Annotated in this window: 27 protein-coding genes; 14 read left to right on the top strand and 13 right to left on the bottom strand. The window is 37.2% G+C overall.

What is annotated here, in order from left to right; genetic code table 11:
- A partial coding sequence (locus H5058_RS10945; protein WP_182678186.1) for a hypothetical protein occupies positions 1–1304 on the top strand: 1304 nt, incomplete at its 5' end.
- A gap of 112 nt (positions 1305–1416) precedes the next feature.
- A complete protein-coding gene (locus H5058_RS10940) occupies positions 1417–2739 on the top strand; it encodes a hypothetical protein (RefSeq protein ID WP_220485820.1) in 1323 nt (440 codons plus the stop codon).
- A 17-nt stretch (positions 2740–2756) separates the two neighbouring features.
- Here H5058_RS10940 and H5058_RS10935 read toward each other — a convergent pair whose 3' ends face one another.
- Together H5058_RS10935 and H5058_RS10930 are read right to left on the bottom strand one after the other, a co-directional pair.
- Complete coding sequence (locus H5058_RS10935) at positions 2757–3395, bottom strand: hypothetical protein (RefSeq protein ID WP_182678182.1); 639 nt, start codon at positions 3393–3395, stop codon at positions 2757–2759.
- A gap of 54 nt (positions 3396–3449) precedes the next feature.
- The gene (locus tag H5058_RS10930) at positions 3450–4355 is read right to left on the bottom strand and encodes a DNA replication terminus site-binding protein (RefSeq protein WP_182678180.1); all 906 of its coding nucleotides are present in this window, start codon (positions 4353–4355) and stop codon (positions 3450–3452) included.
- 351 nt (positions 4356–4706) lie between these two features.
- On the opposite strand from H5058_RS10930, the gene H5058_RS10925 reads away from it, so the two are divergent.
- Entirely contained in the window at positions 4707–5294 is a 588-nt protein-coding gene (locus H5058_RS10925) for an OmpA family protein (protein ID WP_182678178.1), read from the top strand.
- Between the two features lie 589 nt (positions 5295–5883).
- The gene (locus H5058_RS10920) at positions 5884–6294 is read left to right on the top strand and encodes a hypothetical protein (RefSeq protein ID WP_182678176.1); all 411 of its coding nucleotides are present in this window, start codon (positions 5884–5886) and stop codon (positions 6292–6294) included.
- Positions 6295–6305: 11 nt separating this feature from the next.
- Here H5058_RS10920 and H5058_RS10915 read toward each other — a convergent pair whose 3' ends face one another.
- Entirely contained in the window at positions 6306–6617 is a 312-nt protein-coding gene (locus tag H5058_RS10915; protein WP_182678174.1) for a hypothetical protein, read from the bottom strand.
- A gap of 350 nt (positions 6618–6967) precedes the next feature.
- On the opposite strand from H5058_RS10915, the gene H5058_RS10910 reads away from it, so the two are divergent.
- The 3 genes from H5058_RS10910 to H5058_RS10900 are packed head-to-tail and all read left to right on the top strand — an operon-like array spanning position 6968 to position 9221.
- A complete protein-coding gene (locus H5058_RS10910) occupies positions 6968–8173 on the top strand; it encodes a hypothetical protein (protein WP_182678172.1) in 1206 nt (401 codons plus the stop codon).
- A 43-nt stretch (positions 8174–8216) separates the two neighbouring features.
- A complete protein-coding gene (locus H5058_RS10905) occupies positions 8217–8723 on the top strand; it encodes a hypothetical protein (protein WP_182678170.1) in 507 nt (168 codons plus the stop codon).
- Positions 8724–8735: 12 nt separating this feature from the next.
- Positions 8736–9221 (top strand): hypothetical protein, encoded by a 486-nt coding sequence (locus H5058_RS10900; RefSeq protein ID WP_182678168.1) that lies wholly within the window; start codon positions 8736–8738, stop codon positions 9219–9221.
- A 26-nt stretch (positions 9222–9247) separates the two neighbouring features.
- Here H5058_RS10900 and H5058_RS10895 read toward each other — a convergent pair whose 3' ends face one another.
- Positions 9248–9619 (bottom strand): hypothetical protein, encoded by a 372-nt coding sequence (locus tag H5058_RS10895; protein WP_182678166.1) that lies wholly within the window; start codon positions 9617–9619, stop codon positions 9248–9250.
- Between the two features lie 177 nt (positions 9620–9796).
- Between H5058_RS10895 and H5058_RS10890 the strand changes: the two genes are divergently transcribed.
- Positions 9797–11086 carry an EAL domain-containing protein gene (locus H5058_RS10890; RefSeq protein ID WP_182678164.1) on the top strand — a complete coding sequence of 430 codons (1290 nt, stop codon included), beginning with the start codon at positions 9797–9799 and terminating at the stop codon, positions 11084–11086.
- A gap of 109 nt (positions 11087–11195) precedes the next feature.
- On the opposite strand, the gene H5058_RS10885 is transcribed toward H5058_RS10890, so the two are convergent.
- From H5058_RS10885 to H5058_RS10870, 4 genes are all read right to left on the bottom strand, one after another.
- On the bottom strand, positions 11196–12002 hold the full coding sequence (locus H5058_RS10885; protein WP_182678161.1) for a DUF2726 domain-containing protein: 807 nt from the start codon (positions 12000–12002) through the stop codon (positions 11196–11198).
- Between the two features lie 478 nt (positions 12003–12480).
- The gene (locus H5058_RS10880; RefSeq protein WP_182678158.1) at positions 12481–13767 is read right to left on the bottom strand and encodes a Y-family DNA polymerase; all 1287 of its coding nucleotides are present in this window, start codon (positions 13765–13767) and stop codon (positions 12481–12483) included.
- Entirely contained in the window at positions 13764–14189 is a 426-nt protein-coding gene (locus tag H5058_RS10875; RefSeq protein ID WP_182678156.1) for a LexA family transcriptional regulator, read from the bottom strand. Before H5058_RS10875 ends, H5058_RS10880 begins: the two co-directional genes overlap by 4 nt.
- A gap of 254 nt (positions 14190–14443) precedes the next feature.
- Positions 14444–15235, bottom strand: a complete 792-nt coding sequence (locus H5058_RS10870) for a hypothetical protein (protein ID WP_182678154.1) — start codon at positions 15233–15235, stop codon at positions 14444–14446.
- A gap of 745 nt (positions 15236–15980) precedes the next feature.
- Between H5058_RS10870 and H5058_RS10865 the strand changes: the two genes are divergently transcribed.
- Both H5058_RS10865 and H5058_RS10860 read left to right on the top strand, forming a co-directional pair.
- Positions 15981–16430: a helix-turn-helix domain-containing protein gene (locus H5058_RS10865; RefSeq protein ID WP_182678152.1), complete on the top strand. Its 450-nt coding sequence runs from the start codon at positions 15981–15983 to the stop codon at positions 16428–16430.
- A 339-nt stretch (positions 16431–16769) separates the two neighbouring features.
- A complete protein-coding gene (locus tag H5058_RS10860; RefSeq protein WP_182678151.1) occupies positions 16770–17087 on the top strand; it encodes a hypothetical protein in 318 nt (105 codons plus the stop codon).
- Positions 17088–17113: 26 nt separating this feature from the next.
- Here H5058_RS10860 and H5058_RS10855 read toward each other — a convergent pair whose 3' ends face one another.
- Positions 17114–17410, bottom strand: a complete 297-nt coding sequence (locus H5058_RS10855) for a hypothetical protein (protein ID WP_182678149.1) — start codon at positions 17408–17410, stop codon at positions 17114–17116.
- 309 nt (positions 17411–17719) lie between these two features.
- Positions 17720–18919, bottom strand: a complete 1200-nt coding sequence (locus tag H5058_RS10850; RefSeq protein WP_182678147.1) for a helix-turn-helix domain-containing protein — start codon at positions 18917–18919, stop codon at positions 17720–17722.
- 579 nt (positions 18920–19498) lie between these two features.
- On the opposite strand from H5058_RS10850, the gene H5058_RS10845 reads away from it, so the two are divergent.
- Both H5058_RS10845 and H5058_RS10840 read left to right on the top strand, forming a co-directional pair.
- Positions 19499–19996 (top strand): DUF1870 family protein, encoded by a 498-nt coding sequence (locus H5058_RS10845; RefSeq protein WP_220485819.1) that lies wholly within the window; start codon positions 19499–19501, stop codon positions 19994–19996.
- Between the two features lie 139 nt (positions 19997–20135).
- A complete protein-coding gene (locus H5058_RS10840; RefSeq protein ID WP_182678145.1) occupies positions 20136–20384 on the top strand; it encodes a hypothetical protein in 249 nt (82 codons plus the stop codon).
- Between the two features lie 55 nt (positions 20385–20439).
- On the opposite strand, the gene H5058_RS10835 is transcribed toward H5058_RS10840, so the two are convergent.
- The 3 genes from H5058_RS10835 to H5058_RS10825 all read right to left on the bottom strand — a co-directional run bounded on the left by H5058_RS10835 (position 20440) and on the right by H5058_RS10825 (position 23454).
- Entirely contained in the window at positions 20440–21759 is a 1320-nt protein-coding gene (locus H5058_RS10835; RefSeq protein ID WP_259398628.1) for a site-specific integrase, read from the bottom strand.
- A gap of 22 nt (positions 21760–21781) precedes the next feature.
- The gene (locus H5058_RS10830) at positions 21782–22582 is read right to left on the bottom strand and encodes a hypothetical protein (RefSeq protein WP_182678143.1); all 801 of its coding nucleotides are present in this window, start codon (positions 22580–22582) and stop codon (positions 21782–21784) included.
- Positions 22583–22872: 290 nt separating this feature from the next.
- Positions 22873–23454 (bottom strand): hypothetical protein, encoded by a 582-nt coding sequence (locus H5058_RS10825; protein ID WP_182678141.1) that lies wholly within the window; start codon positions 23452–23454, stop codon positions 22873–22875.
- Between the two features lie 143 nt (positions 23455–23597).
- Between H5058_RS10825 and H5058_RS10820 the strand changes: the two genes are divergently transcribed.
- Entirely contained in the window at positions 23598–23753 is a 156-nt protein-coding gene (locus H5058_RS10820; protein ID WP_182678256.1) for a hypothetical protein, read from the top strand.
- 201 nt (positions 23754–23954) lie between these two features.
- Positions 23955–24134: hypothetical protein (locus H5058_RS10815; RefSeq protein WP_182678139.1), on the top strand; the 180-nt coding region annotated here is incomplete at its 3' end.

Raw genomic sequence — 24134 nt, 5'->3', positions numbered from 1 at the left:
CTGGCACTCCTGTATCGGGTACTAATACCGCTACGGCTGGCACTCCAGTATCAGGTGGTAATACGGCTGCTCCTGTAGCAACTCAAGGTGACGACAGTGGCGCAGGTGAAAAGCAGGGAACCGAAGGTGATCAAACTGTGCAAGGCCAGCAAAATGCTGATGTTGCACGTACTGCTAATGATGTGAGTAATGCATCACCGGCACAGCAACAAGCTGGTACTAATACCGCTACGGCTGGCACTCCTGTATCGGGTACTAATACCGCTACGGCTGGCACTCCTGTATCGGGTACTAATACCGCTACGGCTGGCACTCCAGTATCAGGTGGTAATACGGCTGCTCCTGTAGCAACTCAAGGTGACGACAGTGGCGCAGGTGAAAAGCAGGGAACCGAAGGTGATCAAACAGTGCAAGGCCAGCAAAACGCTGATGTTGCACGTACTGCTAATGATGTGAGTAATGCATCACCGGCACAGCAACAAGGTGGTGTTAATACCGCTTTATCAAACGGTGGGAATGCTGGTACTAAAACAGAAAACCAGTTAGCACAAGGTGAGCAAGCTATAGTGACCGCTGGGCAAAATGCGGCAAGCAGCTTAGGCAATAATAACGCTACCGCTGGTACTCCAGTATCAGGTGCAACTCAAGGTGACGACAGTGGCGCAGGTGAAAAGCAGGGAACTGAAGGTGATCAAACTGTGCAAGGCCAGCAAAATGCTGATGTTGCACGTACTGCTAATGATGTGAGTAATGCATCACCGGCACAGCAACAAGCTGGCACTAATACCACTATGGCACAGCAACAAGCTGGTACTAATACCGCTACGGCTGGCACTCCAGTATCAGGTGGTAATACGGCTGCTCCTGCAGCAACTCAAGGTGACGACAGTGGCGCAGGTGAAAAGCAGGGAACTGAAGGTGATCAAACTGTGCAAGGCCAACAGAACGCTGATGTTGCACGTACTACTAATGATGTGAGTAATGCATCGCCTCATGACGATATAAACACTACAAATGAAGATGGTCGTGGCAAATCATTAGATTCTAATTTTGTAGTGAGTACATATGGTGAAGGAGATAGGATTAATGTTAACTCAAATTCTTTCAACGAAATGATAAGCTCTGAAAATGGGGATAAATTTAACTTGGCAGGCGAGTCATTTACAAAGCAAGCGAGTAGTAGTGGTGACATGCAGACTTTAACGCTTACTCATGATTCTACTGGTGACAGGTATAATTTATATCAAGATGCAAAAACAGGGGAAGGAAACTTCACTATCGAGGCTGTAAACCGGAAGTTTTAATCTAATAAAAAATGCTAACCAAGGTTAGCATTTTTTTTCTTTAATTTATTTTGGGTGTTGCGGATTTAAAGAAACAGGTTAAATTTGAATAAAATTAGACATAGGAATAATGATGTTAAAAGCAATAATATTTTCAATGATAACCCTTACGGCTTCATATGCTTCGGCCAATGAAGTTGTAAATTTATTCGGTTATGGGGAGTATAGGCTAGGAGAGTTTGACAGCGCAGCGTCTGCAAAGAAGTTAGCTGAGCAATTTGCTGTAAAAGATATTGCTGAACAAGCTCAAGGCAAAATACTTTCTATACAAAAAATAGATAAAAACGGTTTTTATAGCCGAGCTAGCTGGGTTGTCAATTCTTCTTTAATCTCAAAAACGGTCAAAAAATCAATAGTAACGGACTGCGATAACCAAGCTGGTCGATGTGCAAAGGTTTGGCTGGAAGGTTCTGTTGACACTAGAAAAGCCAGTTTACAGCTAGAAAAATTATATTCTGATATGCAGCTAGTCGATAAGATAGAAAAGCTAATTGCTGAAGAAAACATAAGGCGCAAAGCAATCATCGATGGCGAGTCAATTGATATGGCTTATGAACTAGAGCGGTTATCAAAGTTAAAAACGATATTGGATTATATATCGGCCGCACCGAGGTCAAGTAAGCTAGGCGGCATTAGTTCAAATGCGCTTGGTAAATATGTAGCTTTAGGAAAAGGTATTGATAAAGCGACCATTAGTGACTTAACTTCAACGCTAGATTATCAGTTTCTGCTTACTGAAGTTAAAAGTAACTTGGTGGCTATTGTCACTAAAGAAACGCCAATACTGCATAGTAATGGTACAGGCGGTTTGAGATTAGAGGTAATGCTTAACTCAAGTGATCTAAATAAGCCAATGAAGTGGGTTGCTGAAAGGTTTGGGGTAGAATCTGGGGGCTGGGAAGGTCATTATCAAACTACTAAATCAAACTTAGGAAATCTTTGGTGGTACGAAACAGACAGTCTTGGCTCAATGCAAGCAGGTGTAATAATAGGTGATATGATTAACAAGGTTGTTAGTCCTGATGAATTTTACTTGCAGTATGGCGTCAACTCTGAGAGTGGGAAAGTTAAGGAAACCAACAATCCCGACTATAGGCTTAACCTAGATAAACTTAATTTTATAGATGAACTCAGTAAATACGAGTTGTGGATAGACTTCAAGGTTAATGATATAACCAAAAAAAGCATATCTTTAATAAGTGGAGGAAAGCACCTCAGACAAAAAATTAATGCTAGCTGGGATGTTAATGCTCCGTACTTGTCATTTGCAAAAAACGAATCCAAATTTAATGTATTTCTCCCATTAGATAGAAAAACATTAAAGGACTACTCAAAGCTAAGTAATGTTTCATATAGTTATTCTGTACGAATAGAAACAAAAAAGCCTGCTGTTTAGTTTGAGCAGGCTTAGCTTTATGCTTTGTTTAATCTTGAATAACCTAAAAAGTCAGGCCAGCTAGTCCATTCATTCGTTTTTTCATAGTGTTTATCTGGATTAACAGGAATAACTTTAAGCTGTTCGTAGTCAGCCCTGCGGCCCTCTCTGAATTTAATGTAGCTATCAAACCGGTACGTTTGTACGAAAGCTTTAGCTTCTTGGAAGGGTAGGTATTTTGCTGGTTTAGGGCAAAGTAACTCTGAAAATTTTACATTGAATTTTTTATCAGGCGCAGAATGTATGTTTTCTGGGCGAGAGCCTTTTTTTGAAAAATCTCGAAACTGAGTCACTGTATAAATTTTCTGGTCAACAAACCACTGTTTTGTTTCATTTAGGCTAAGGAACTCATCTTTTTGTAGTTGCGTAGCTTTCGTATTTGTGCCTAAAAATGCTGGCCAGCCTACCCAAAGCCCTCGGCGGCCATAAAATTTTGATGGGTCACCGGGTACGTTTTTTGGGCGTGGCTGACCACCTTTATTTGGGTTGTGAAAATCAAACCAATGCCGCATGCTTTTAATGGAGTTTTTTTGGGCATAGATCTTTGCTTCATCATAGTTTAGCTCTTTGCCGGGAGCTGCTATTTCAAGGTTGCTTCCTGTCACTTCATTATTCATAATTATTTGCTCTTTATTTTAAGCTTGGAATTTACACGCCGCGTTTATCGACCACTAAGGGTTGATTTTTTTATATAAATTAAGCCTACTGATAATTGGCATTCCAAAAGTTTTAGAGTCCGATCTTACGCATCGTTTAAAATCCGCATCATAATTTTTCAGCGGAGAACATCTAAATGATTTCTTTTGAAGCACTATCAGGGGTAGGTGGGCGCTAAGCTGTAGTTTATTCTGAGCTTCAATATTAGCCATGGCATTTACTTTTGCAATTCGCTTGTACCGTAGCTCTATATTTTTTGGCAGTGCTTTGATGGTTGATATTTCTTCAGTTAAAAAATCCTGCCACTGCTCTCTACTGCTATTCACTGGAGGTTTTTTCATTTGATTTTCTAAAACCTCTATAACGCCACTACTTGTAGTGCTTTTTGTTACATATCTTTGAGTCCAAAAAAAGCCTATATACGACACTTCTTGCTCTAAAACATGGATTTTTCTGTATAACTGCTTAGATATTACACCGGGGCATACTTTGTGCACAATTTCGTGCCTTTTTCTGGGCCCCTTAATCTTTTGTACTGTATTTTTAAAAAGATCTTTTTTTAAATTTAGTTTATTAACTAATAAAATTATATCTTCATTGTTTTGACTATCTATCTGTATGTACCCTGGCAATCTAAATACGGATTTCCTTGAGACACCATCTTTTGCGTAAATATCACTATATGCGTTTAAAGCGAGATAGAACGCTTTAAATTCTTCAGCTCTATCGATAGTTATTTTATTTATTTGGCGCTGCTCCTCACCAATAGGGGTGAGTGGTATTTTGTATACTTGAGCTGAAATAAGTGTTGCTTCGTAAAGCGCTTCTTTTAATTCTTTAAGAGTGGAATCAATAGAGTCTCTTAATTCAATTAGCTCTTTTGTTACTTCTTCGTATACATCTATTGTTTCTAGTTCCATCTATATTAACACTGCTTCAATAAATCATTCATTAATTGCATGTAACAATCTCCTAACAATAATAACATGGTAAAGCAGGTTTGTCGCTTGGTCAACGTCCATTGTATATCAACAAGACCAAAATCAATATTTGATATTTATTACAATATAAATTTCGATTTTATCTGGTATCAAATTTAGTTATTCAAATCCATAGAACAACTAGATTACACATAATTTTATATTAACGAACGATATTAATGTTATGCGTTTGTTGTAATGATAGTGCTATTTAAAGTGAGTAGTACCCATGTTTAATAAATAGCGTTAGAATGGTGAAATTATAGGTGAAGTTATATTAACAGGGCATGTATGAAATTTATAAAGCTTTCATTTTTAGCATTATCAGCGATTACCTTTGCTGGATGCAGTTCGTTCGATGATTCAATTGATTGGAGTACATCATCAGAAATAACCAATACGCAATCAGAAACATTTTTTTCCTCAAATGCTGAGCGAGAACAAGAGCAGAGGCAGATAAATAAATCATTAAATATTTCAAGAAGCGAGCAAATAGAACTGGCACTTGAAGCAGCTATTTCGGACAAAGTGCATCCATTGCTAATGGATCAGCCTCGCAGTAGAGCTGTTTACTTTGAGTTTAGTGGTCACAAGGTTGCTGACAAGTGGGATGATATACTAACCCAGCATGCAAATTATTTGCTATCAGATGCAAGCATCCGTCTTTTGGTTGCTGGGTTTACGGACACAGTAGGTACAGCTAAGTTTAATTTGAAATTGGGCTATAAAAGAGCTGATGCTGTTTGTAGTCGGTTGGTTGAGCTAGGTGTAAGAAAAGAACAATTGACATGTGTAAGTTATGGCGAGTCACATACTGCAGATCCTGAAAATAACGAATCTGCTCATACAGTGAATAGACGTGTAGAGCTTTTGTATTGATAAGTTTTAAAAGGCCGCTTCTTAATATCTTAAGGCGGCTTTTTACAGTCAGTAGTTAGGATTATAGAATAGGGGTCTTGTCATTCTTGAGTGGCAAAGCCTGTATATTTCATCAATTATCATTTCTGATAGTTCTGTGAGAATAATCAAGCCTGTATCTTCATCGCTCTGTAGCATATTTCGTGAGAATAGTTTTTTTATTACATCCTCACCGTCTTCGATGCTTGTCCCGTGCATAACAAAAAGTGCCAAATCCTCTGCATTTACACTTTTATTCTCGCTCACGTAAGAAAGGCACCGGTATTGAGGCAAGCTTAGATTGTCTATACTGATCCTTCGTTCGAGCGCGCTAATAGCACTTAGCCAAGGTGAGATTTCTACCATTTTATAGCCCCTATATTTTGATGTGTAATTTATTCAAATTTTAAATGCGTACTCTTATGACAACATACCCACTAAAGTAATGATGTAAACGCTTGGCAATGGAAGATACATACGCAAACTTACGCTGTCAATACTGAGCGTTGCTGGTTTATAATTAATATCAGATTTCTAATTTAAACAAAACGTAAGGGTTTTGGTGGGCACTATGCTTAATATCAAGTCACTGCTGATTGGATTATTGATAGCAGTATTTGCAAAGGACATTGTTAGCAATACATTACATAATAATGCAGTAGAGAAATTTTTAGGAAATGATGGGTTAAAGTTGTCAATAATATTACCTACAAACTCTCAGGAATGGAAAGTGGTAGATGTTAAAGAAACTCTCTCCGCAGCCGTAGATATAAATGGTGAAAGTTCTTGCGTTCATATGAAGCCCATTACTCCAGAATATCAAGTTACGTCTATATTAGAAGATGGCACAAAAATATGCTGCAACATGAGCAAGTCAAAGCCCTCTATGTTTGTGCCGTACAGAGAGCTGCCTAATGGCTCAACAGAGTTTTTATGTGGTTATTACCCTGATCACCAAGTGGTCAGGGTCGATAAGATTTAAGGTCATTGTAATCAGGTTAAATATACAGGATCTCTTAGGTGCAGTATTGTTACATTTTTATGCTTGGTTTTTATCTTCATTAATGTTTCCTCGGCCACTGCAAGTTGCTGTGTCATGCCCGGCCAGAATCCAATTTCCACTTCTTGGTTATTTTGATTATCTATGGCGATAAGCTCAATATAAAAAAATGCAATAGGACTTAGTGCAACTCTAAACCCCCTAATTTTAGCAATTACTTTTTGCCCAAGGTGTTTTGCTTCTATAATTCTATCTTCTATTGCCAAGGTGGGCCTCTCATGCTCTGTTTTGTTAACTAATTCCATAAATCACCATCAAACTTTTTCTTTTAGCCAGTCCTTCTTTAATAGATCTATTAGTTTGGCTAGTTGTTTTACTGTGTGTGCCAGGCATGCCGAATTTAATCGTATGCTTGTATTCTTTGATTGATATTATCTATCTTTTTATTTGCTTGCGTGGTGATTAAAGTGCCCGATGTGAGGGCATAAAATTTATTTTTACCGTATTTTTATAAATATTTGTGTTTTTTTGTTTTTTTTATGAATAAAGTTTTAATAAATTGATCGCTAATTATTCTAGTATTATTTACATTAGAGGTCTCACGCATTAAATTGAATGCGTGGTAATATTCAGTTTTATAAACAAGGGTAAATAGATGTGTGTTTCTCTAATTGAGTTTGTTAAAGCAGAGCTTTATCCAAAGCTAAATGTTTATGAGAGCGGTTTCTTAAGCCCTTTATTATTAAATGCAAGAAGTGCTGGAGGCTGTTTTGATTTAATTTGCCCTCGATGCTGGAGCCATTCTGCTCATCATTATTTGGGTAGCTCATTAGTTTCTTGTGGTAACTGTAATGCACAAACAAGTATTCTTGATTCGATGGTGCTAACAGGTGAGTACACTCTTGAGTCAGCTGCTGAGGCAATATGTGAGTATGTTGGGGTTTATCCATCAGGAAAAAAAATATTAAAACTAAGCGAAGCTTCGAGTAGCAGCTCAATAAAATTAGAAAAAAAGAATCGACCTAAAAAAATTAGTTGTGAAAAACCTGAAATCAAAGTTCCACCAGCCAAATTATTATCGCATTTACGAGTTTGGCTTAAAAAAGATCCTCTAGCAAAGGCGGATTTAATTAAAGCTGGTTGGTCTGAAGCTTTAATGCTAAAGGCTCCTATTGGAAAGATTAATTCGGTACAAGCGCTTAGATCTATTTATTGCGGCATGTTGCCATTAGACTTATACCGATCAGCTTCGAAAATTAAAAGTGGAATTGTAGTGCCTTGGTTTATTTCAGATAGCGAGGTTTCTCTTTGGGGGTATTCTGGCTCAATCCTAAATTCAGCCCCGAGTAATATTTCATTTGCAACTTACGACATACCCCCATGCCATGCCTATCATCCAGTAAATAAACGACATAATTGGTTGGTTGTGGTACGAGATCCACTTTTAGCAAGCTTACTTATAGCAAGGGGTATCCCTTGCTGTGCTGTTGGTGACTCAGCCACTTTAAAAAGCTGTGTAGCTTGGTTTGCTAAGGCCAAATCACAGTTATATATTTTATCATCGAGGGATGATGATTTGTTTAGTGATATTTCAAAACAAAATAGTAAAGCAATAAATTTAGACTCGAACGAGCTGATTAGCTTTGGTCCTTACAGCGGCCAATATTATAAACGGTTTGTTGATTGGCCTGAGTTAAGATTTAAAGAAGTAAATAAAAATACCGGTTCGGAGCTGGAAGTAATCGAGTTACTGCTAAAGCTGCTTAAAAGCGGCCTAACCCTAGAGCAAGCAAACAAAGTATTGAAATATGAAAAAAGCTGCTTAATCACAATAAATGCTCTTGCGCGTTCATTAAAGTGATGCAGAATATATTTATGCTATAACGAAATGGAGTTAATTAGTAATGATAGAGCAGCTTGAAGATAGGCATGTTGTTGCAGTAGCAATGCTCTCGTATTTATATTATCACCCTGAACCATTATCACTAATCGTTAATGAATCTCAGGCAGGTGGCGTAGTGGATATTGCTTTATGGTTAAACCTAGAAGATGGTGGCATAACTTGTCGGCAAAGAAAGGTGCCAGTGTTAAAAAGAAAAAAAGGGGAGGTTCGTCTACCAAATACAGCAGTGCCAGTTAAATTGCTTGCAGATAACCATGATCTCAAAGGTGATGTTGGTCGAGAACAATTTGCTTTTTCTGTCCTTAAACATTTGATATTTGAACGATGGTCTTATAGTGGCTGTTTTAATGAGTTAGGGATAGATGCAGCCGCGTTGGATAAGATTAAATTAAACTTATCTGCCCCAGTTCTAACTACTGCTGGAGCAAAGAGCCCATTAAATTTTATTGAAAACGTGTTACTCCCTATTTTATATGAAGGCTCACCAGAGCAGGCAGCATTGCATTAAAGGAGATAGTTAATGTTTATAATACCATTTGAGCGTAGAAGTAAAGTTGCTAGTAAAGCTGGCAAGGGATTTAGTGTGTCTGCTGTGTCGAAGTCGGTACTAGTTGTAGCAGGTTTCTTTGGTTTGGTAGGCTTGAGTGTTTTCTATCATTCTTTGCTTTATGGTTACACAATGCCTGGTTGGGCAGTTCCTATGGTGCTTTTATCTGTTGTACCTTTTGGTTATAGGAGTAGGGTAGCTATAAGTCATGATCGGACTGCATTGTATACACAGGTAGCTTTGTTTGGGGTTAAATTAAAAGAGTGCGTCTATAATTCTACAATGTTTACAGATTTTCAGATGGAGGCAACACATGCAATTGACAATCAATATTATTTTGTTGTTAACGGTGATGGTAAGCGAGTCTCAGTTTATTATTGTAAGTTAAATGCGAAGCGCATACCGAAATTAAGTTTATGTTTAGGTGCCATGCTGGGGTTGAAGGTGCAATCGGCCTAAGCGTTGCAGCATAACCTTGTCAAAAATCAGATTTTTTTGACAAGGACGCATGCTTGATTATTTAGGATTTTTTCAGAGATAATTTTTACTTTTACTTCGGAGCTTATAGTTACTTTCTTTATATGCTGTCTGTAGCTTGTTTGGCTTTCATTATTTAAGTTGAGCTGCCTTAATTCTTCAGCCCCAGAGATTTGATTTTTATCGAAACTATCGGTAAGTGCCAAGCTAGCAAAATGTGTAGCTGCTACCCTTGCTTTACCAATGGTGTCTGATATTGGTGCACAATATGAAGCGTGTCCAGCTGGTGCTTTTACAATCCAATCATCGTATGTAGTGTTGTTTGCTTTTGTAATTAATGGCACACTTAATAAAACTAATAACAATATAAATACTTTCATAACCTTTCCTATTTCTTAATTAACTTTATCTAAGTTACACATAAATATTCTTTCTTCAAATAATAATTGTCTTTTTCACAACGAATTACAGGGGTAATTGCTTACGCTTTCCATTTCAAGCGTATATAATGTGACGATTGTAGTATTTTTACTATCCAATTCGCAAGAGGTTGTTCTATGGGTGCTGGTGAAACAACTAGTTTATATGAAGCATTAGGAGAAAATAATCTCCCTGTTAGTCATGCACAAGAGCTTGTTGTTAGTAGTAAAGACTGGTTGCAGTATTTCGAGGAATGCATTGCTAATGCGGGTTCATTTGCAATGGTTTTAATAAAGTTAGTAAACATTGATATTATTGCAAAAGAAAATGGATATTTTAAATCAGAATTAGTTGCTGCTGATGTTTGCAATGCAGTGAGTCTAAAGCTTTCCAGTATCGTGGAGTCTCCCTTTAAAGTTGCTTGTTACGACTCAGGGACTATCGCCATTGTTATTGGTGGCGTATTGGGTGCAGAAGATAGGGGTTTATTAAATAAATCCTTTAATAACATTTTTCATTTGCCAAGGTGCGACTGCTTCGGTAAGCCTATTTTAATAGATTTAAATTCAATTTTTGTTAGTTATCAGGGTGATAACTTGACGCCTTACGAGTTTATAAACAGCGCACAGCAACTACTTAGGCAAAAAGGTGTGAGCGTTATTATGGTTGATGATTTGGAGCAGCAAGAAACATTTGATTTTAACTATGTCGAATTATTAGATGCTATAAATCAAGGTCAATTAGAGCTGTGGTTTCAACCTAAAGTTAAGCTATCAAGCAGGGAGGTGGTAGGTTATGAAGCACTGCTTAGGTGGCATCATCCAAAGCATGGCTTGATTGCCCCCGGTGTATTTTTGCAAAGTTTTAATGATTATAGGCTTGATCATAGGCTTAATGAGTGGGTGATAAACTCTGCTTTTTCAAGAAGTGCTGAATTATCTAAAGCAGGAATCAGTAATACAGTAGCTATTAATTTAGAGGTCAACTTGCTTGAAGATGAGCTCACGATTAAAACTATAAAAGCAGCTTTAGATGAACTCTCTGTTGATCCATCACTCATAGAGTTTGAAATAATAGAAACAATGGTTATTTCAAAAAATAGCGTAAAACACAAAGCGCTATTAGAGTTAAAGCAAATGGGCTTTAGTATTGCAATTGATGACTTTGGAACTGGTACTAATAATATATCCTATTTAATGTACTTACCGGTGGACACAGTTAAGTTAGATAGGATGTTTTGTATTAACGTGAATAGCATTAAAGGGTTTGCAATAACCAGTTCTGCTATCGCAATGGCTAAGTCATGTGGGTATACAGTAGTTGCAGAAGGTATAGAAACTGAGGCTCAAGCTGATATTATGTATTCATTAGGTTGTGAGCTAGGGCAGGGGTTTTACTTTGGCAAACCAGAGCCACAAACTTTATAATTTGATAAAGGTTACAAAATAGGCCTAACGGTCAGAAATTTAGGCTTGGGTGCATTATTAACTGTATTTTGCCTTTGCGGTTGCACCTAAGCCTATCATCTAAATGCTGTTACTTTTCTTTGCTTAAATTTAGCTCAGGCTCTAACCAAGTAAAGTGGGCTGGAGTGCGGCCTTTCTCAACAAATAGGCCACCAGCCAGTTTACCTTTCTCTGTTAATTGATGCTTATCATTTTCAACTATTAAATATCCGCGCTTAACCATTAAATCCAAAAACTCTGTAGTTTTAATCCCCAGCTTATTTGCTACTTTTGATGATGACAGCCGCTCAGTAGTATCGCACGTATTTTTTATTGATGGTGTGTTCTCATATGAAGCACTTTGATCACCTTGGTCCACTTGTTTTGGCTGAGTCAAATATCCATCGCATATAATTACTTCCATAATAGAATTTCTAATAGAATCGACTTGATAGTTTTTTTGCGCCTTAAATCGAATTAATTTTAGCTCAGCGCCACTGCATGCATCATCTAAAAAGAGATCCCTATCTTTTACTTTTGTTGTATTGTGTGACTTATCATCCAACTCAATTACACAAATGACATCTAGTGTTTCAGCGTTACATAAAACGAAATCAAAGTGTTTTGCAGAAATTTTATTGAATGCTATTTGCCATTCCGAACGGTTTTTATATGAGTGTGGCTTTAGTAAATCTGCTACTCGCACCTTACAAAATATCACACTATTAATGGGTTTAGCATTTACTAAAGTTTTGTAGAAAGAATGCTCTGCATTTGTTAACAAACCCTTAACTTGAGTGTATTCCGGTTTTGGCTCTCCTTGTGCCCCTGGTTTTACCATCAAAATTAAAATTAGAATTAATATCAACACAATGACTGCCACTATAGTTAAACTCATTTTTATACTCCGTATGCAATTATAAGATTAGTCTGCGCTGTTAATTAGCTAGAAAAGCGGGATACAAATATTTAAACACTTCCTGTTGAACTTGCAAGAAATTTTGTTATTTCTCCTATACACTAATACGGCAGATAAGCTTACTGCACTTGGTATAAATTCCTATAAGTCAGTATTGCGTTTTTGGTTTTAAAGTGATAATTTTTAATCAGTCAGTGTGTAATTAAAGGTAGTTCATTTCTGAGCATGTAATGACCACATTGGCTAATTCTTTCCTTCGGGACTGGTGCGCTGTAAATAACATATTTACAAGCCACAGAGGTGAGATCAGTCAACACCGTATGTGCTGCAATGCATAACAAAGGCGAAACAAAAATCCTCCCCTTACGGGGAGGTACCTTACTCATAGAACTTGTTAGTAGACTTATTCAATCCTCAGTCATCATTTCGTACAATTACATTTGAACATGCGACGCCATTAGCGTGCGTATGCTGTCGGAATATCCTTTATTCTTGTTGTGTATGACTTAGGTGCCAAGTTATCTTTTGGCCTCCATGTCTGATTGAAACCATTTACCCCAAACTTAATAGCGTTCCCACCGAATTTTTTGTTTATTTCATCTGTTACTTTCGTTTGTTTACTTACTTCTAATTTTTCGTTTTGAGAAAAAAGGTTAGTTTGGTGCATATCTTCATCACTTATTAAGCGTTCTAATATCACTCCAGTTTTTTTGAATTTGTATCCATCTTTATATATTTTCTCAACTGCAAATAGTGCGTATTTCAGAAGAACACCTGTGTCTGCGCTGGGTGAGGGGAGGTTTATTTGTAGACTGTTGCGGTACTGATTATGATCCTCCCTAAATTGGTCGGTATTAATAAACACAGTTATTGCTGATGCGTATAAGTTAAATCCCCGCAACTTTATGGATGCAGCCGTAATGTGGTTCGCCACAGCTTCTTTTATAATACCCAGCTCTTCTACATGGGTTCCCATGCTTTGTGATACACAAATCCTATCTCTACCCGCATACAGATCATTTAACTCTACAGCATTAACTCCATTTAGCTCTTGAACCGTCCTTGCTAGCACTACACCAAAAAACCTTTTTACATAGTTAATATCGAGTTGCTTTAATTGAAGACCGTTGGTTATGCCCAGGTCATTTAATTTGTTTGCTGTTTTTGAACCGACGCCCCATATGCTATTCAATTCTACTCTAGACAGCGCCCAGTCAATCTTTGTCTCAGTATCTAAGACAGCTACACCGTTTGTTTGTGACAGCCACTTGGGTTCTTTTGCGCAGTGCGAGGCTAACTTAGCGAGCGTTTTAGTTTTCCCGATCCCAACACCACAAATCAAGCCTAAGTTCTTTTTTAAGGTTTTCTTTATTAACAGGCCATAATCTTTTAGCTTTTCAGATGTGTCGCAGTGAATTAGACCTAAGTTTTCATCAACACTGTAGCGGCATGACTCTAAGAAAAAGTGTTCAACTTCGCTGTGGAAGCGAAGGCTCATATCCCCAAAAAGTTCAAAGTTTGAGCCCCACAGATGTGCACCATTTTTTTTTAGTAAATGTTGTACTTTAAACGCAGGTTCACCCATTTTAACGCCGAGTGATTTCAATGGCTCGTTTCGGGCAATAATGTTGCCTTGGTTCGATGAAAGTACACCAAGCGGTGTTTTGTTTATATCGAATTGAGGGTTAAACGACTGAATAAATGCAACATATGCTGCATTTATATCACAAAGGACGTACATCATATGAATTTCTTTATAGCACCGGTTACAACACCCCAAATCATGTTTTCTTCCCAGCTGTTATCAGGATCAATTTTGACTTCAATATCACGAAAATCTGAGTTTGTGCTTCTAAATAAAATTTTCTCATCAGTAATTTCTAACCTCTTAACTACAAACTCGTTGTTAATTGTAGCAAGTACGATTAAACCGCTTTTTATGTTTATAGATCTATCTACTACTATTATCGAGCCATCCGTAATATCCGGGGACATACTGTTGCCTTGTACGTTGAATAAAAATGTACTGCTTGGCCGGTCTATCAAAATTGAGTCAAGTGAAATTGGTTTAGATAAGTAGTTTTCGCAGGGATTTGGGAAGCCACCAGCCGCTTTGAACTCACCTAGCGGCAGCTCTATATTTGATTTCTTCAAAGGTGAGGGCATTATTATGGCCTTTGCTGTATGTGCATACAGTTATTTTAGGCATCAACGAGTATTCTTGCAAGGTTTTGTTCATTGTATTGGTTGTGGCTTGACTGCCAGAAGTGTTGCTGACATTAAAGCAAAAGCGAGTAGGTGTTTAATATAGGGGTCTTAATTGCGTGGCACAAGTGTATGGTAGGCACAAATTTATTGCGCCTACTTGTGAGTATGTATATAGCTATGTATTCAAGTTTAGTTTTTACACGCATCCGAGATCATATTAAGTTGGAACAGCATTTTTCAGACGAACAACTGTAAACATGCCAGATAGGTAGGTAGTCCTTACAATTCGGGCATAACAAAAGCTGCTTAACATCCATCAGATAAGCGCATTTCTTACAGAAAGTCGTTGTATCTTTCAAAGAAAGGTATCTTTCAGTGTCTTTTATGGACTCAAGCACAGCTTGCTTTCCATAGGCTTCCCTAATAGGTGTCTCATCAAATTTAACAAACGCCTTATGTTTCAATTCCCCCTTGATCCTTGAGATTTCTCTTTTTTGATCAGGGGTTGGTTCTTGCTTCATTAAGGGAGCTTTGAATGAATGACCACAGCGCCAAACTACTCGCCCTCCTCTTGATTTTGTAGAGATACAATCCCACTCATCACGAGTCTTTCTGAATCTCACATTCGTGGACTCACACTTTGGGCAACATTCCCTTTCACCAATAGGGAAGTTGTTTAACTCATCACTGTTTTCCAAAAGCTCCTCAATGTACTGCTCTTTTAGAACAGCATTGGCTTCAAGTTTTGTTTTTGCTAGTTGTTCAAAAATGACATCAATTTTTCTTGGGTGCCATAAGTGTTGCAACACCATTTGATCATTGCCATGCCCACATTGTATGCATGAATCCTTGATTAACTCATCACGCTCTTGCTTCCATTCTTTGTAGTGCCAAGGCTTCTTCTTTGCGGTGGCTTCTTTCAAAGACTTCAAGGCATCACGCCATAATATTTGATCAGATAAAAGCTGATCTCGAATTTCATTGATATGTGTAGGTAGTTTCATTTTGGTTATTAACTCTGTTTTTTATTTTGGTCTGCTAGTCTAAGTTCGCAGCTTCTCTGAGCCACAACTGTTCCTCTCCATAGCCTTTATTTCCAAAGGCTAATAAATCCGTTTACATGCTGGATGTGATACACGCCATCCTGCGTATCGCTTATCTCCTTGTTTGCCGCTTGCAGTGGGGTTCCCTTTTTTTTGTTCAAACGTGAATTGTGCATTACTGTTACTGAAACTGCTTATCTTCATTTAGTCACCTATTTACACTAGTGTATTGGCCCAAATATAAAGGGTTAAATTCATTACACTAAAGATTAAGTTATAACGCCTATTCTAAGGGCGATAATTAAAATTCAGGGAGCTGGTTAAACCTCAATTAAGTCGCGTGACATTAAGAAGGTGTACTTTATTTTAAAATGCTAATGCACCAGTCTTGCATTAACACTGAGCTTAGTAGCTTGGATGCTTTTGCCACCCAATCTCTTGCTCCTGGCATAGATCTTAAAGCGCTACTCAATCAGCTTAAGTGGCTTGTAGCTTATAAGCTAAGTCATATTTAAATCTTTGTTACAGCTTCACAAATGCTATTGAAAGCGTAAGTAATAGCTTGCTGCTATTCCTATTGGGTACTAAAATCCATAAGGCCAAGAGCTATAATGTTATTAATGTACTACGAGTTTAATGTTTAGTGTACATAAAGTGGTTAAACATTAACTTCGACAGCTAGTTAATTTTTTTAATAGGATTAAAGTTGAAAATCATAGACTCAAGACCAGAAGAGCACTACATAAGAAAAATGGACGAGGAAAGCCAAAAGGACTGGATCAAAGAAATCATAGGCCGAATGTGTGAAGCATACGAACTTGAGGGGCGTGACGTAAAAGGTCAGCTAACAAAACGGCTGGGGCTAACCAGCATAAGCACAATTAAGAGCTGGGTTTACAATAGGCGCATACCCTTTCATGCTATGGTTACGTGCCAGCTAGACGTCAAGTGCAGTCTTGATTGGTTGCTTACGGGTAAGTTACCAAATCTTGATATTTCTAAAGAGGCACGGCAAAAGGTTAAAGAAAATCTAACAGAACACTTGCACAATGCACATAGATACAGCTTGGTTAGCACCTCGCAAGGCATTGATGTTACTTCAGAAAGAATGCTAGATGATGTTCAGGCTTTGTTGAGTTTAAATACCAAGCCCTAACATGAGGTTAGTGTTTGTGCGTGACCGTATGAATAACAACTTACTTTCGGAGTTTAATAAAATGGGCAGGCTTTGCTATCAGTTGGTTTCTTGGGAAGGAAGAGATTTTGGCTATAAGGTCATAGCTGAGCATCCAGATATAAATATCGTTGCATTGGAAAGTGAAATTTTTAATTATTGATATGAATTTTTTAGGGTTCAATCTGTAGTTAATTCTTGCTCGATACAAGCCGCTCAAAGAGTGTGGAGTGTCACCCACCGGAAGTGGTTGGGTTGCGCGATCATGAGTTCGGGTTATTGTTATCTTTTAGCTAGATTGATTTAACTACAGGAGTGAACATGAATAACGTTTGTAAAAGACCAAGCGAACTAACAGATTGCGAAATTGAACATGCTTTACATAGTTTTTTGCAGTTTTATGAAATTGCTTTTTTTAGCGAGCGGGGCATTGATGAAAGCCAAGGTATTACTTTAGCTTTAGAGCAAATTGCCTGTGTGCTTGGCTTAGTTGGGGACTGGCTTTATGACGATGATGATTACGATTCAGCAGATCTAATGTATGACTTTATAGCATTGATAGATATAAAGGCCAAAGAACTAAACTCTAAAGCATGGGAAGCGATAAAGCCTAACTTACCTTATCTTCGAGGTTTATAAAACAAGCCATGAGCAACCATAGTTGTTCATGGCTTTTCTATGAAGCTGGCAAGGGCTGATTGTTGGCCCGAAGTACCTATTAATATTTTACTAAACTTTCTGTTTATTACTTCTAATTCATCAAAGCGGCCATCTGTGTCTTTGTAAAACACCTTCCTGTTACCAATACCATGCTCTAAAGTCTGTTGTAGGCTGTTTATGACTGCATTTGCATCACTTGTTACACTGTTTCCAATGTCATTATCAACCAATATAATTAATGTATCGGTGATGAGAGCTACTTCAAAAGAGCAGCTTAGTGTTTCATTGTTTAAATCTTCCACTTATAAATCCTTATATAACGAGTAAACAATATTGAAGATCAATTAAATTATTATTCTTCACAACCCAGTTTAAATATAGAAAATAGCGCGGCGTTAGTGAGTAGCAAATAAGCACGTAGCCCACTGATTAAATAATCACAATTAACAGCATTTCTTTATTTGAACTCACCATAAGACCAGCGTTTATTATGAAACAATTAATGCGTTAACTTACTTAACGCATATAAACAATAAATCACTGTTATTAGCCGCAATTAACTTAAAAAAACTGCAATTATGAGCCTATAATAGCTGAAGTCCCCAAAATTGCTAGCAGTAATAAAAATACGTTAACTTCCATTTTTCAGAGTTTAGGGCATTGAATAAGCACTCAAAAACTTTCAAACTATTTAATTTGCTGGGGTCTTTTGATTTACCATTATTAATTGAATTTATTTTGTTGGATACATAGTCGCTAAGCTTTTCTTGTTTTAAATCAACCAAAGTAAAAATTCGCTGGTGGATTTCATCAAATTTTGGTGAAGATTTTGCTATGGCCTCCATTAAATTTTTACCAGTCGAGCTTAGTTCATGCTTTAGATCATCTATGTCATTAATCTTATATTTAAGAAATACATCTGACAGTTTGACAGCTAAATCTATTTGAGCAGTATTAAACGGGTAATCAGAAAACGCCATAATGTCCGATATTAAATTGCTGTTGTGCTTACTCTTGGATGATTCAATTAGCGGTATAATCTTGTCGATAAAATCATTGCTTCTAATGTAATTAGTTACATCATTATGGGATAAATTCTTACTAAAGATAACAACATCTAAGATTAATATTGCAATGCTTTCACCACAAATTTCATGCATATTAATAAAATTAGGATGTTGAATTATGGTCCTAAATTCATCAATTTCATTTTTGTACTTTTCACTCATAGAACTTGTGTAATTATATGTTGAACTCCTTGATATTTGTAGCTTATTCGCTATTTCAGTAGGGCTTTCACCCCGCAAAATGCACCCTGCAACTTTTAACTTTTCTTCATCAGAACGGCTTTTACGGCCTTTATATTTCCTTAGTTTTACATCTTCACTACATAGCATTGAGTCAGATAGTAAGGCTTTTTTAATACCATTAATTTGCTTAACTTTTGCAATCCTAGTTTGTAAGTTTTGCATTGATACTATCAAATCAAACAGGTTTTTAACGCTACCTGTTGAACTCAAAAGCTTGCTGTCTTTTTCGCATAAAATATGAAGTTGAGTTTTGGTAATACGAAGAGACTCAAGCGTTACCAGTAGCTCATCCATACTTGATCCGAGCGAGCATAAGGAAGGTATGTGCAAAACGTCATTTACATTTAAAGTTGCAATTAGTGCATCTAGCCCTGCTCGTTCAACATCGGCCGGCTGGCTGTCATAAAAAATATTTTCTGGTGCCAATATTTCACTATATCTACTTTTGAAAGCTAAACTTTCTCTTGAACCATCATTATAGTAATAGGCATAAGTGCTCATGCAAAATCATTCCAAGCGTCTATTTTAAATATACCCTAATTATACACTAAGCACACTTGCAGGACGAGTAAGTGGTGTTGCTATAATTTGTGTATTTAGAGTAGACCTAAATTAAACACATTAAGGAATGTTTTGCTCGTAATGACTCATTGAATTTAAATCTCAGGGCGTTTGTGTTTTGCTTAGGAAAGCCCTCAGCGCCGGGCGGCTCTTCACGAAATAGGTTACGATAATCCCGATTATCGTAACCTATTTATTGTAGGCTAAATATTGGGCAGGGAAAGAGTGAATTTTTGTTTGTTTTGCTCGGATGTTTTCTTGGCCGCTTCGCAATGCTTTGGCTCCGTTTTGCGGGGGTATGCGGTTCCCAAAGCCAATCTCATAAACTGGTGGTGGTTGGCAAGCAAACAGTATGTATGACCGAGCATATAAACTGAGGGTGTTAGCGTGACTAACACAATCAAAATTTCACAATTTGTAAAGGGGAATTAAAAGAATTAAGAAATCAGCAAGCTTGTTTATGCTAATGGCGTAATATAAAGCATAAATCTATCAAATTATTATAATAGGGAATTTAAAGTGCACGATAAATCAAATAATAAAGCTAAAAACACATTAAGCATGATGATGACTTGGGCCGGACTAAATAATTTAGAATTACAAACTATCAGAAAATCTCTTGGTCTTGACGTAAGTGAAGCTGCTGAATATATAGGTGGTGTTTCGAAGGGGGTATGGGAGTATTGGGAGGCTGGTCATCATAGTATACCTGATGATATTGCTACGGATATGTACGATTTATGTGTAATGCGCAGTAGCTTAGTTGATAATACTATTGCTGAATCGGGTGATGACGCAGTAGGCGCATTGCGTTGGTATAGCACATTAGATGAGTTTATTGTTGATTACCCTAATAGCAATAACCTTGATTGGCGATTGCACCAAAGCGCCTTGAGCTTCCTGTTTGTTCAAGGGGGTGGTGTAGAGCTATCAACCACCATTGATACAAATAAAAAAGGGTTTATCTATAAGTGGTTCAACAACTTAACTGATGAACAGCTAGAGTGGAATAAGTAAAAGCGTATCTTTAAATCAAAGTTATTTACTGATGAACTGATGAACTGTGTAATAACTTTATAGACTTGTTGAGTAAGTTGTTTCCCGAGTATATCGGGAATGCCAATGTTGGCCTAATAGTAATTCATAAGGAAAACAAATGAATTTAGCACAAAAATTTAAACAGTCAGTTGATTCAAGCGCGCTAGAAATGTTTGGTTGTATTCTAGGTGATGGCAATAACGAAGAATTTATCAAGCAGCATTTAGTCGAGTTTGGTCATGAAGCTGAAATTAAAGACAGCCCATTTACCAATGAAAATGGTGATAAATGCAACTCAATTGATTTAATTTTCAGTGATGGTTCAGAGTGCAATATTCACGAATATGACATTGAAACGACAGCCTAGCATGAGCTGGAGTGGTGGTGATTGGTCTAAATCATCAATCACCGCCACCATTTTGTTAGTCTAAGGGGTTTATTTTCTTATTCCTCGCGCTTTCATGCCTTTCAGCTCTTGTTGTATGTAAATACCTTGAGGTTACTTCAATACTCTCGTGACCTGCATCCGCTTGTACGTGCTGGAGCGGCCTTCCTTGTGCTATGTCATGTGATATACCAGTATGCCTGATGCTATGCACTGTTAGCACACGCACTTCTGCGGCATCATCATGAAAACCATCATCTTCTAGTTTTTGTGCCGTTTTAATAAGAACATCATCTACAATTTCCCTAATCTGCCTAATGCCTAAGTTAGCATTAATATCACCAGCACTACGGCCATGACTTGCAGCTTTATGCCTGACAAATAAAGGTGTTTGTTCGCCTGGCACTGGCAAATCTGTTAATTTTCTAAACCTTCTGTACCTGATCAACGCCTGCTTTAATTCATCTGAAACAGATATAGTTCTACGCTTGCCACCTTTTGATTTGGGAATGTAAAAGCCTAAATATGAAGTTTTTTTATCTCTCCTGAACTGGCTCATAATAGGTGCATAGCCAGCTCTGGCCCCAATTTCAGATATACGGCAATATGTACTATAAAGTAACTTAATTAAAAAAACGGTTCGCTCATGGCTGCTGGGATCATCTTTTGCCATCAGCTCGACAGTATCAATCACATAGCTCCACTGTAAATCTGAAAAGAATTTCAGTTCGTCATCATCCTCGCCCGATGCGCTAGCTTGGCTTTTGTTTTTATACTTACCAAATTTCAATATTATACTTGCTGGGTTTCTATCGCAGTATTCTTCACCATTTAAAAATTTGAAAAACATACTTAAAATGCTTAGCTTCGTAGATATGGCGGGACTTGATAGCTTATATTTAACTTCTTCTATAGTTAGGTTAGAACCTTTTGGCACTCTTTTTGTGAACGGCCGCCACTTGAAGTTTGGTACCAAAACTCCTAAGCCTTTATTCATTGTGAATTGCGTGGCATTGTAGCTCCCAACTAATTCTATCGGAGGGTTTTCGCACCACTCTATATATTCAATTAGCAGTGTACGATTTATATCAGCAACAGACAGTTTCTTTAAAGACCAGCACCAATGCAAAAAAGCATTAAGCTCTGCTCTGTAAGCTTTAAAGTTATTATATTGATCTTTTTGCTCGCTAAGCCAGTCAATAGCTAATTCATATAGCTCACCTGCATCTTCAACATTGTTTAATGTTATGTAAGTTACATGCTCATTAATAAAAACGTTTGGTTCTCGTATGTTTTCAGCCGACTCGAACAATGGCATGGCTGGAGGAAGTAACTGTGCGCCACAAGATGTACTCAAATTTATTTCCTTAACCCTTAGACTATAAGTTAATCATCATTTTTTCGTATGAGTATAACTCATTAAAAGCATGGTTACTTTCTTTGCTCGCATTAGGCAAGAGCATAGCTTTATCTGTTAGCTTATCAACTGTTTCTGTGTATGACTTATAGATCGTGGTTTCTGAATGTCGTCTAAGTGATTCTAGCTGTGACTCGGTAGCGAGGTTCATAAACCAGTTTGGATGGCTTACTGCCCAGCTATATGAAGCTTTATTTGTACCACGATGAGTCTTATTGAAAGGTGTTACCGTATTATCTTTAAGCATGATCTTGAGTGCAAACGGATTGCTATAAAGACAACGAACTAAATTAGCCACTCTGCTAGATGATTTTATGTGAGTTATTGCTGCTGTAGGTAATTCTGATAATATTGCAGCCCAAATAAACTCTAACGAGTCAAAAACTTGATCGTCTTTAAGGAATTGAGTTAATAATTCGAGATACTGCAATCTTGCTTTATCATGTTTACCAGCTAATAAGTACATGGCTGGTAGCCAATACCTCTTGCCATTTATGTCACTGGTCCTAGCAATACTAGCTTTCCATTGTTTTATTAGTTTCAGCGGATCGGTAGGTTCATCTTGCAAATTAAGTGCTTCTACAAATTGGTTTCTATCCGTTGAGGCATGCATCCCTGAAGTGTGCCTTGCATTACTAAGTAATGACGACAAAATTCCGGCCTCTTGCCCAGTTATCTTGACCGGTGGGCAAGGTGGATCAGTGAATGTAAGAGTTACAACATTTACATCTGTCACTTCCACTTTAAATCTGTTGTCCTTCATATTAACCAGCGTTTTTTCTTAGTTATTTAAGTCTGAATATAAAAGTAACATACAAACTACAGTTACAATACTTACAATGCTAAATTGAACAAATAGTGGCAATGATTCAAACTCATGTAAATTTGATAATATTATTGTGATATACGAAGTCCCGATTAGTGCAACCATCGATCTACAGCTATTATTGTTTAAAAGCTCTATTAAAGTTGGTAGTTGATAATTCGTTCGGTTTTTCAAATTTTGGGCCCAACCGTATTTTCTTTAATAATCATGCTTAACTCCTAAAATAATTAAACTGGCTGTGGTTGAGTGACAGCAAGTGCGTATTTTCCGGTGATGCTGTCAGTGAATAACATTGAAACGAAGTATTGCGGCTGGTTGATGCAGCTTTCTTGAGCCTTCATTTGGTCACTGTATGCAAAGGCTTCTCGTGGATCTTCTTTACTGTTACCGTTTTCACATAAAAAACCACCATTGCCGTTGCAAATGATATAGCCATCGAAGTTTGTACTGTTAGGCAAACCGTTGTTGACGATTACATCAAGCGGATCTATTAAACCATCTTCATATGCATGTTCGGCCGTGCTTAGTGCAGCAGGGGTGTTTACAATTGCAAGTGTCTTGTCTGTGCGCTCTTTAATAGATGAGTTTATGCCTTTAATAGCTCGACGCTCTATTTCATAAGCTGCTTGTTGTCTATCATCGGGGTGAACTTTTGCTATTGAGACATTCGGACTATGGACTAAATTTGCCCACTCTATTGCTGGTAAAGTTTCTCTAAATATAACTCTACCTTGCTTTGATATAAGTTTAGCTTTCTTGGCTTTTAATTTATTTTTACGCTTTATGTTTTTTGTGTGAGCAATAGACATTGTTTTAAACTCTATAAATTGAATGTGCAAGATTTTAATGTTTTAAATATTTTAATCTACAGTAAATCTTAAAATAAATCAGTTGCGGGTTCTGAGTTCTATGTATAATTAGATGTAATATTACATTCTAATTGGAGAATATTATGAAAACGCCACCTTTGATTTTAGTTAAAACCTGGTATCAGCTTTTACAAAGTGACGATAAATCACTGAGCCAAAAAGGGCAGGCTATGCTGTTAGGTGCCTTTGGAACCATGGAGGGTGTAGCGGAGTATTTGAAAAAACATAAATTGCTATGAAATATTAATTTATTGGCGGTAGTATTGTTTAAAACAGTTGTCTGCGAACATTAAAAGTTGAAACTTTATTTTTTTAAATTATCTATATGATTTTTAATCTCTCTTTTGCTTTTTTTACCCATATTGCTATCAGTGCAAAAGTGATTTTTTACCTCTACACTGATGCTAAAGGGTTTTTCTTTATAATTTAAGGGTTTTCTTGTGGCAAATATCGTATTTGATAAAGATTTTGGACGTTACACTTCGAGTTTTGTTAACACTCACATACTGGGTGCAGAATGGATTGCACAATGCAGTGGATTAACAGTAAAAGAATTACATCAAAAAATTAATGAGCATAAGGATTTAAAGGAACTTGATAATATACTGATGCACGCGAGT

Source organism: Pseudoalteromonas sp. SR45-4 (genome assembly GCF_014163535.1).
Classification (GTDB): domain Bacteria; phylum Pseudomonadota; class Gammaproteobacteria; order Enterobacterales; family Alteromonadaceae; genus Pseudoalteromonas; species Pseudoalteromonas nigrifaciens.
This window is presented reverse-complemented; position numbering and strand designations above follow the sequence as displayed.

Bases quoted from the DNA above. Each gene is read 5' to 3' on its own strand.
- H5058_RS10940 (WP_220485820.1), top strand. From the start codon at position 1,417: ATGTTAAAAGCAATAATATTTTCAATGATAACCCTTACGGCTTCATAT.
- H5058_RS10935 (WP_182678182.1), bottom strand. From the start codon at position 3,395: ATGAATAATGAAGTGACAGGAAGCAACCTTGAAATAGCAGCTCCCGGC.
- H5058_RS10930 (WP_182678180.1), bottom strand. From the start codon at position 4,355: ATGGAACTAGAAACAATAGATGTATACGAAGAAGTAACAAAAGAGCTA.
- H5058_RS10925 (WP_182678178.1), top strand. From the start codon at position 4,707: ATGAAATTTATAAAGCTTTCATTTTTAGCATTATCAGCGATTACCTTT.
- H5058_RS10920 (WP_182678176.1), top strand. From the start codon at position 5,884: ATGCTTAATATCAAGTCACTGCTGATTGGATTATTGATAGCAGTATTT.
- H5058_RS10915 (WP_182678174.1), bottom strand. From the start codon at position 6,617: ATGGAATTAGTTAACAAAACAGAGCATGAGAGGCCCACCTTGGCAATA.
- H5058_RS10910 (WP_182678172.1), top strand. From the start codon at position 6,968: ATGTGTGTTTCTCTAATTGAGTTTGTTAAAGCAGAGCTTTATCCAAAG.
- H5058_RS10905 (WP_182678170.1), top strand. From the start codon at position 8,217: ATGATAGAGCAGCTTGAAGATAGGCATGTTGTTGCAGTAGCAATGCTC.
- H5058_RS10900 (WP_182678168.1), top strand. From the start codon at position 8,736: ATGTTTATAATACCATTTGAGCGTAGAAGTAAAGTTGCTAGTAAAGCT.
- H5058_RS10895 (WP_182678166.1), bottom strand. From the start codon at position 9,619: ATGAAAGTATTTATATTGTTATTAGTTTTATTAAGTGTGCCATTAATT.
- H5058_RS10890 (WP_182678164.1), top strand. From the start codon at position 9,797: ATGGGTGCTGGTGAAACAACTAGTTTATATGAAGCATTAGGAGAAAAT.
- H5058_RS10885 (WP_182678161.1), bottom strand. From the start codon at position 12,002: ATGAGTTTAACTATAGTGGCAGTCATTGTGTTGATATTAATTCTAATT.
- H5058_RS10880 (WP_182678158.1), bottom strand. From the start codon at position 13,767: ATGATGTACGTCCTTTGTGATATAAATGCAGCATATGTTGCATTTATT.
- H5058_RS10875 (WP_182678156.1), bottom strand. From the start codon at position 14,189: ATGCCCTCACCTTTGAAGAAATCAAATATAGAGCTGCCGCTAGGTGAG.
- H5058_RS10870 (WP_182678154.1), bottom strand. From the start codon at position 15,235: ATGAAACTACCTACACATATCAATGAAATTCGAGATCAGCTTTTATCT.
- H5058_RS10860 (WP_182678151.1), top strand. From the start codon at position 16,770: ATGAATAACGTTTGTAAAAGACCAAGCGAACTAACAGATTGCGAAATT.
- H5058_RS10850 (WP_182678147.1), bottom strand. From the start codon at position 18,919: ATGAGCACTTATGCCTATTACTATAATGATGGTTCAAGAGAAAGTTTA.
- H5058_RS10840 (WP_182678145.1), top strand. From the start codon at position 20,136: ATGAATTTAGCACAAAAATTTAAACAGTCAGTTGATTCAAGCGCGCTA.
- H5058_RS10830 (WP_182678143.1), bottom strand. From the start codon at position 22,582: ATGAAGGACAACAGATTTAAAGTGGAAGTGACAGATGTAAATGTTGTA.
- H5058_RS10825 (WP_182678141.1), bottom strand. From the start codon at position 23,454: ATGTCTATTGCTCACACAAAAAACATAAAGCGTAAAAATAAATTAAAA.
- H5058_RS10820 (WP_182678256.1), top strand. From the start codon at position 23,598: ATGAAAACGCCACCTTTGATTTTAGTTAAAACCTGGTATCAGCTTTTA.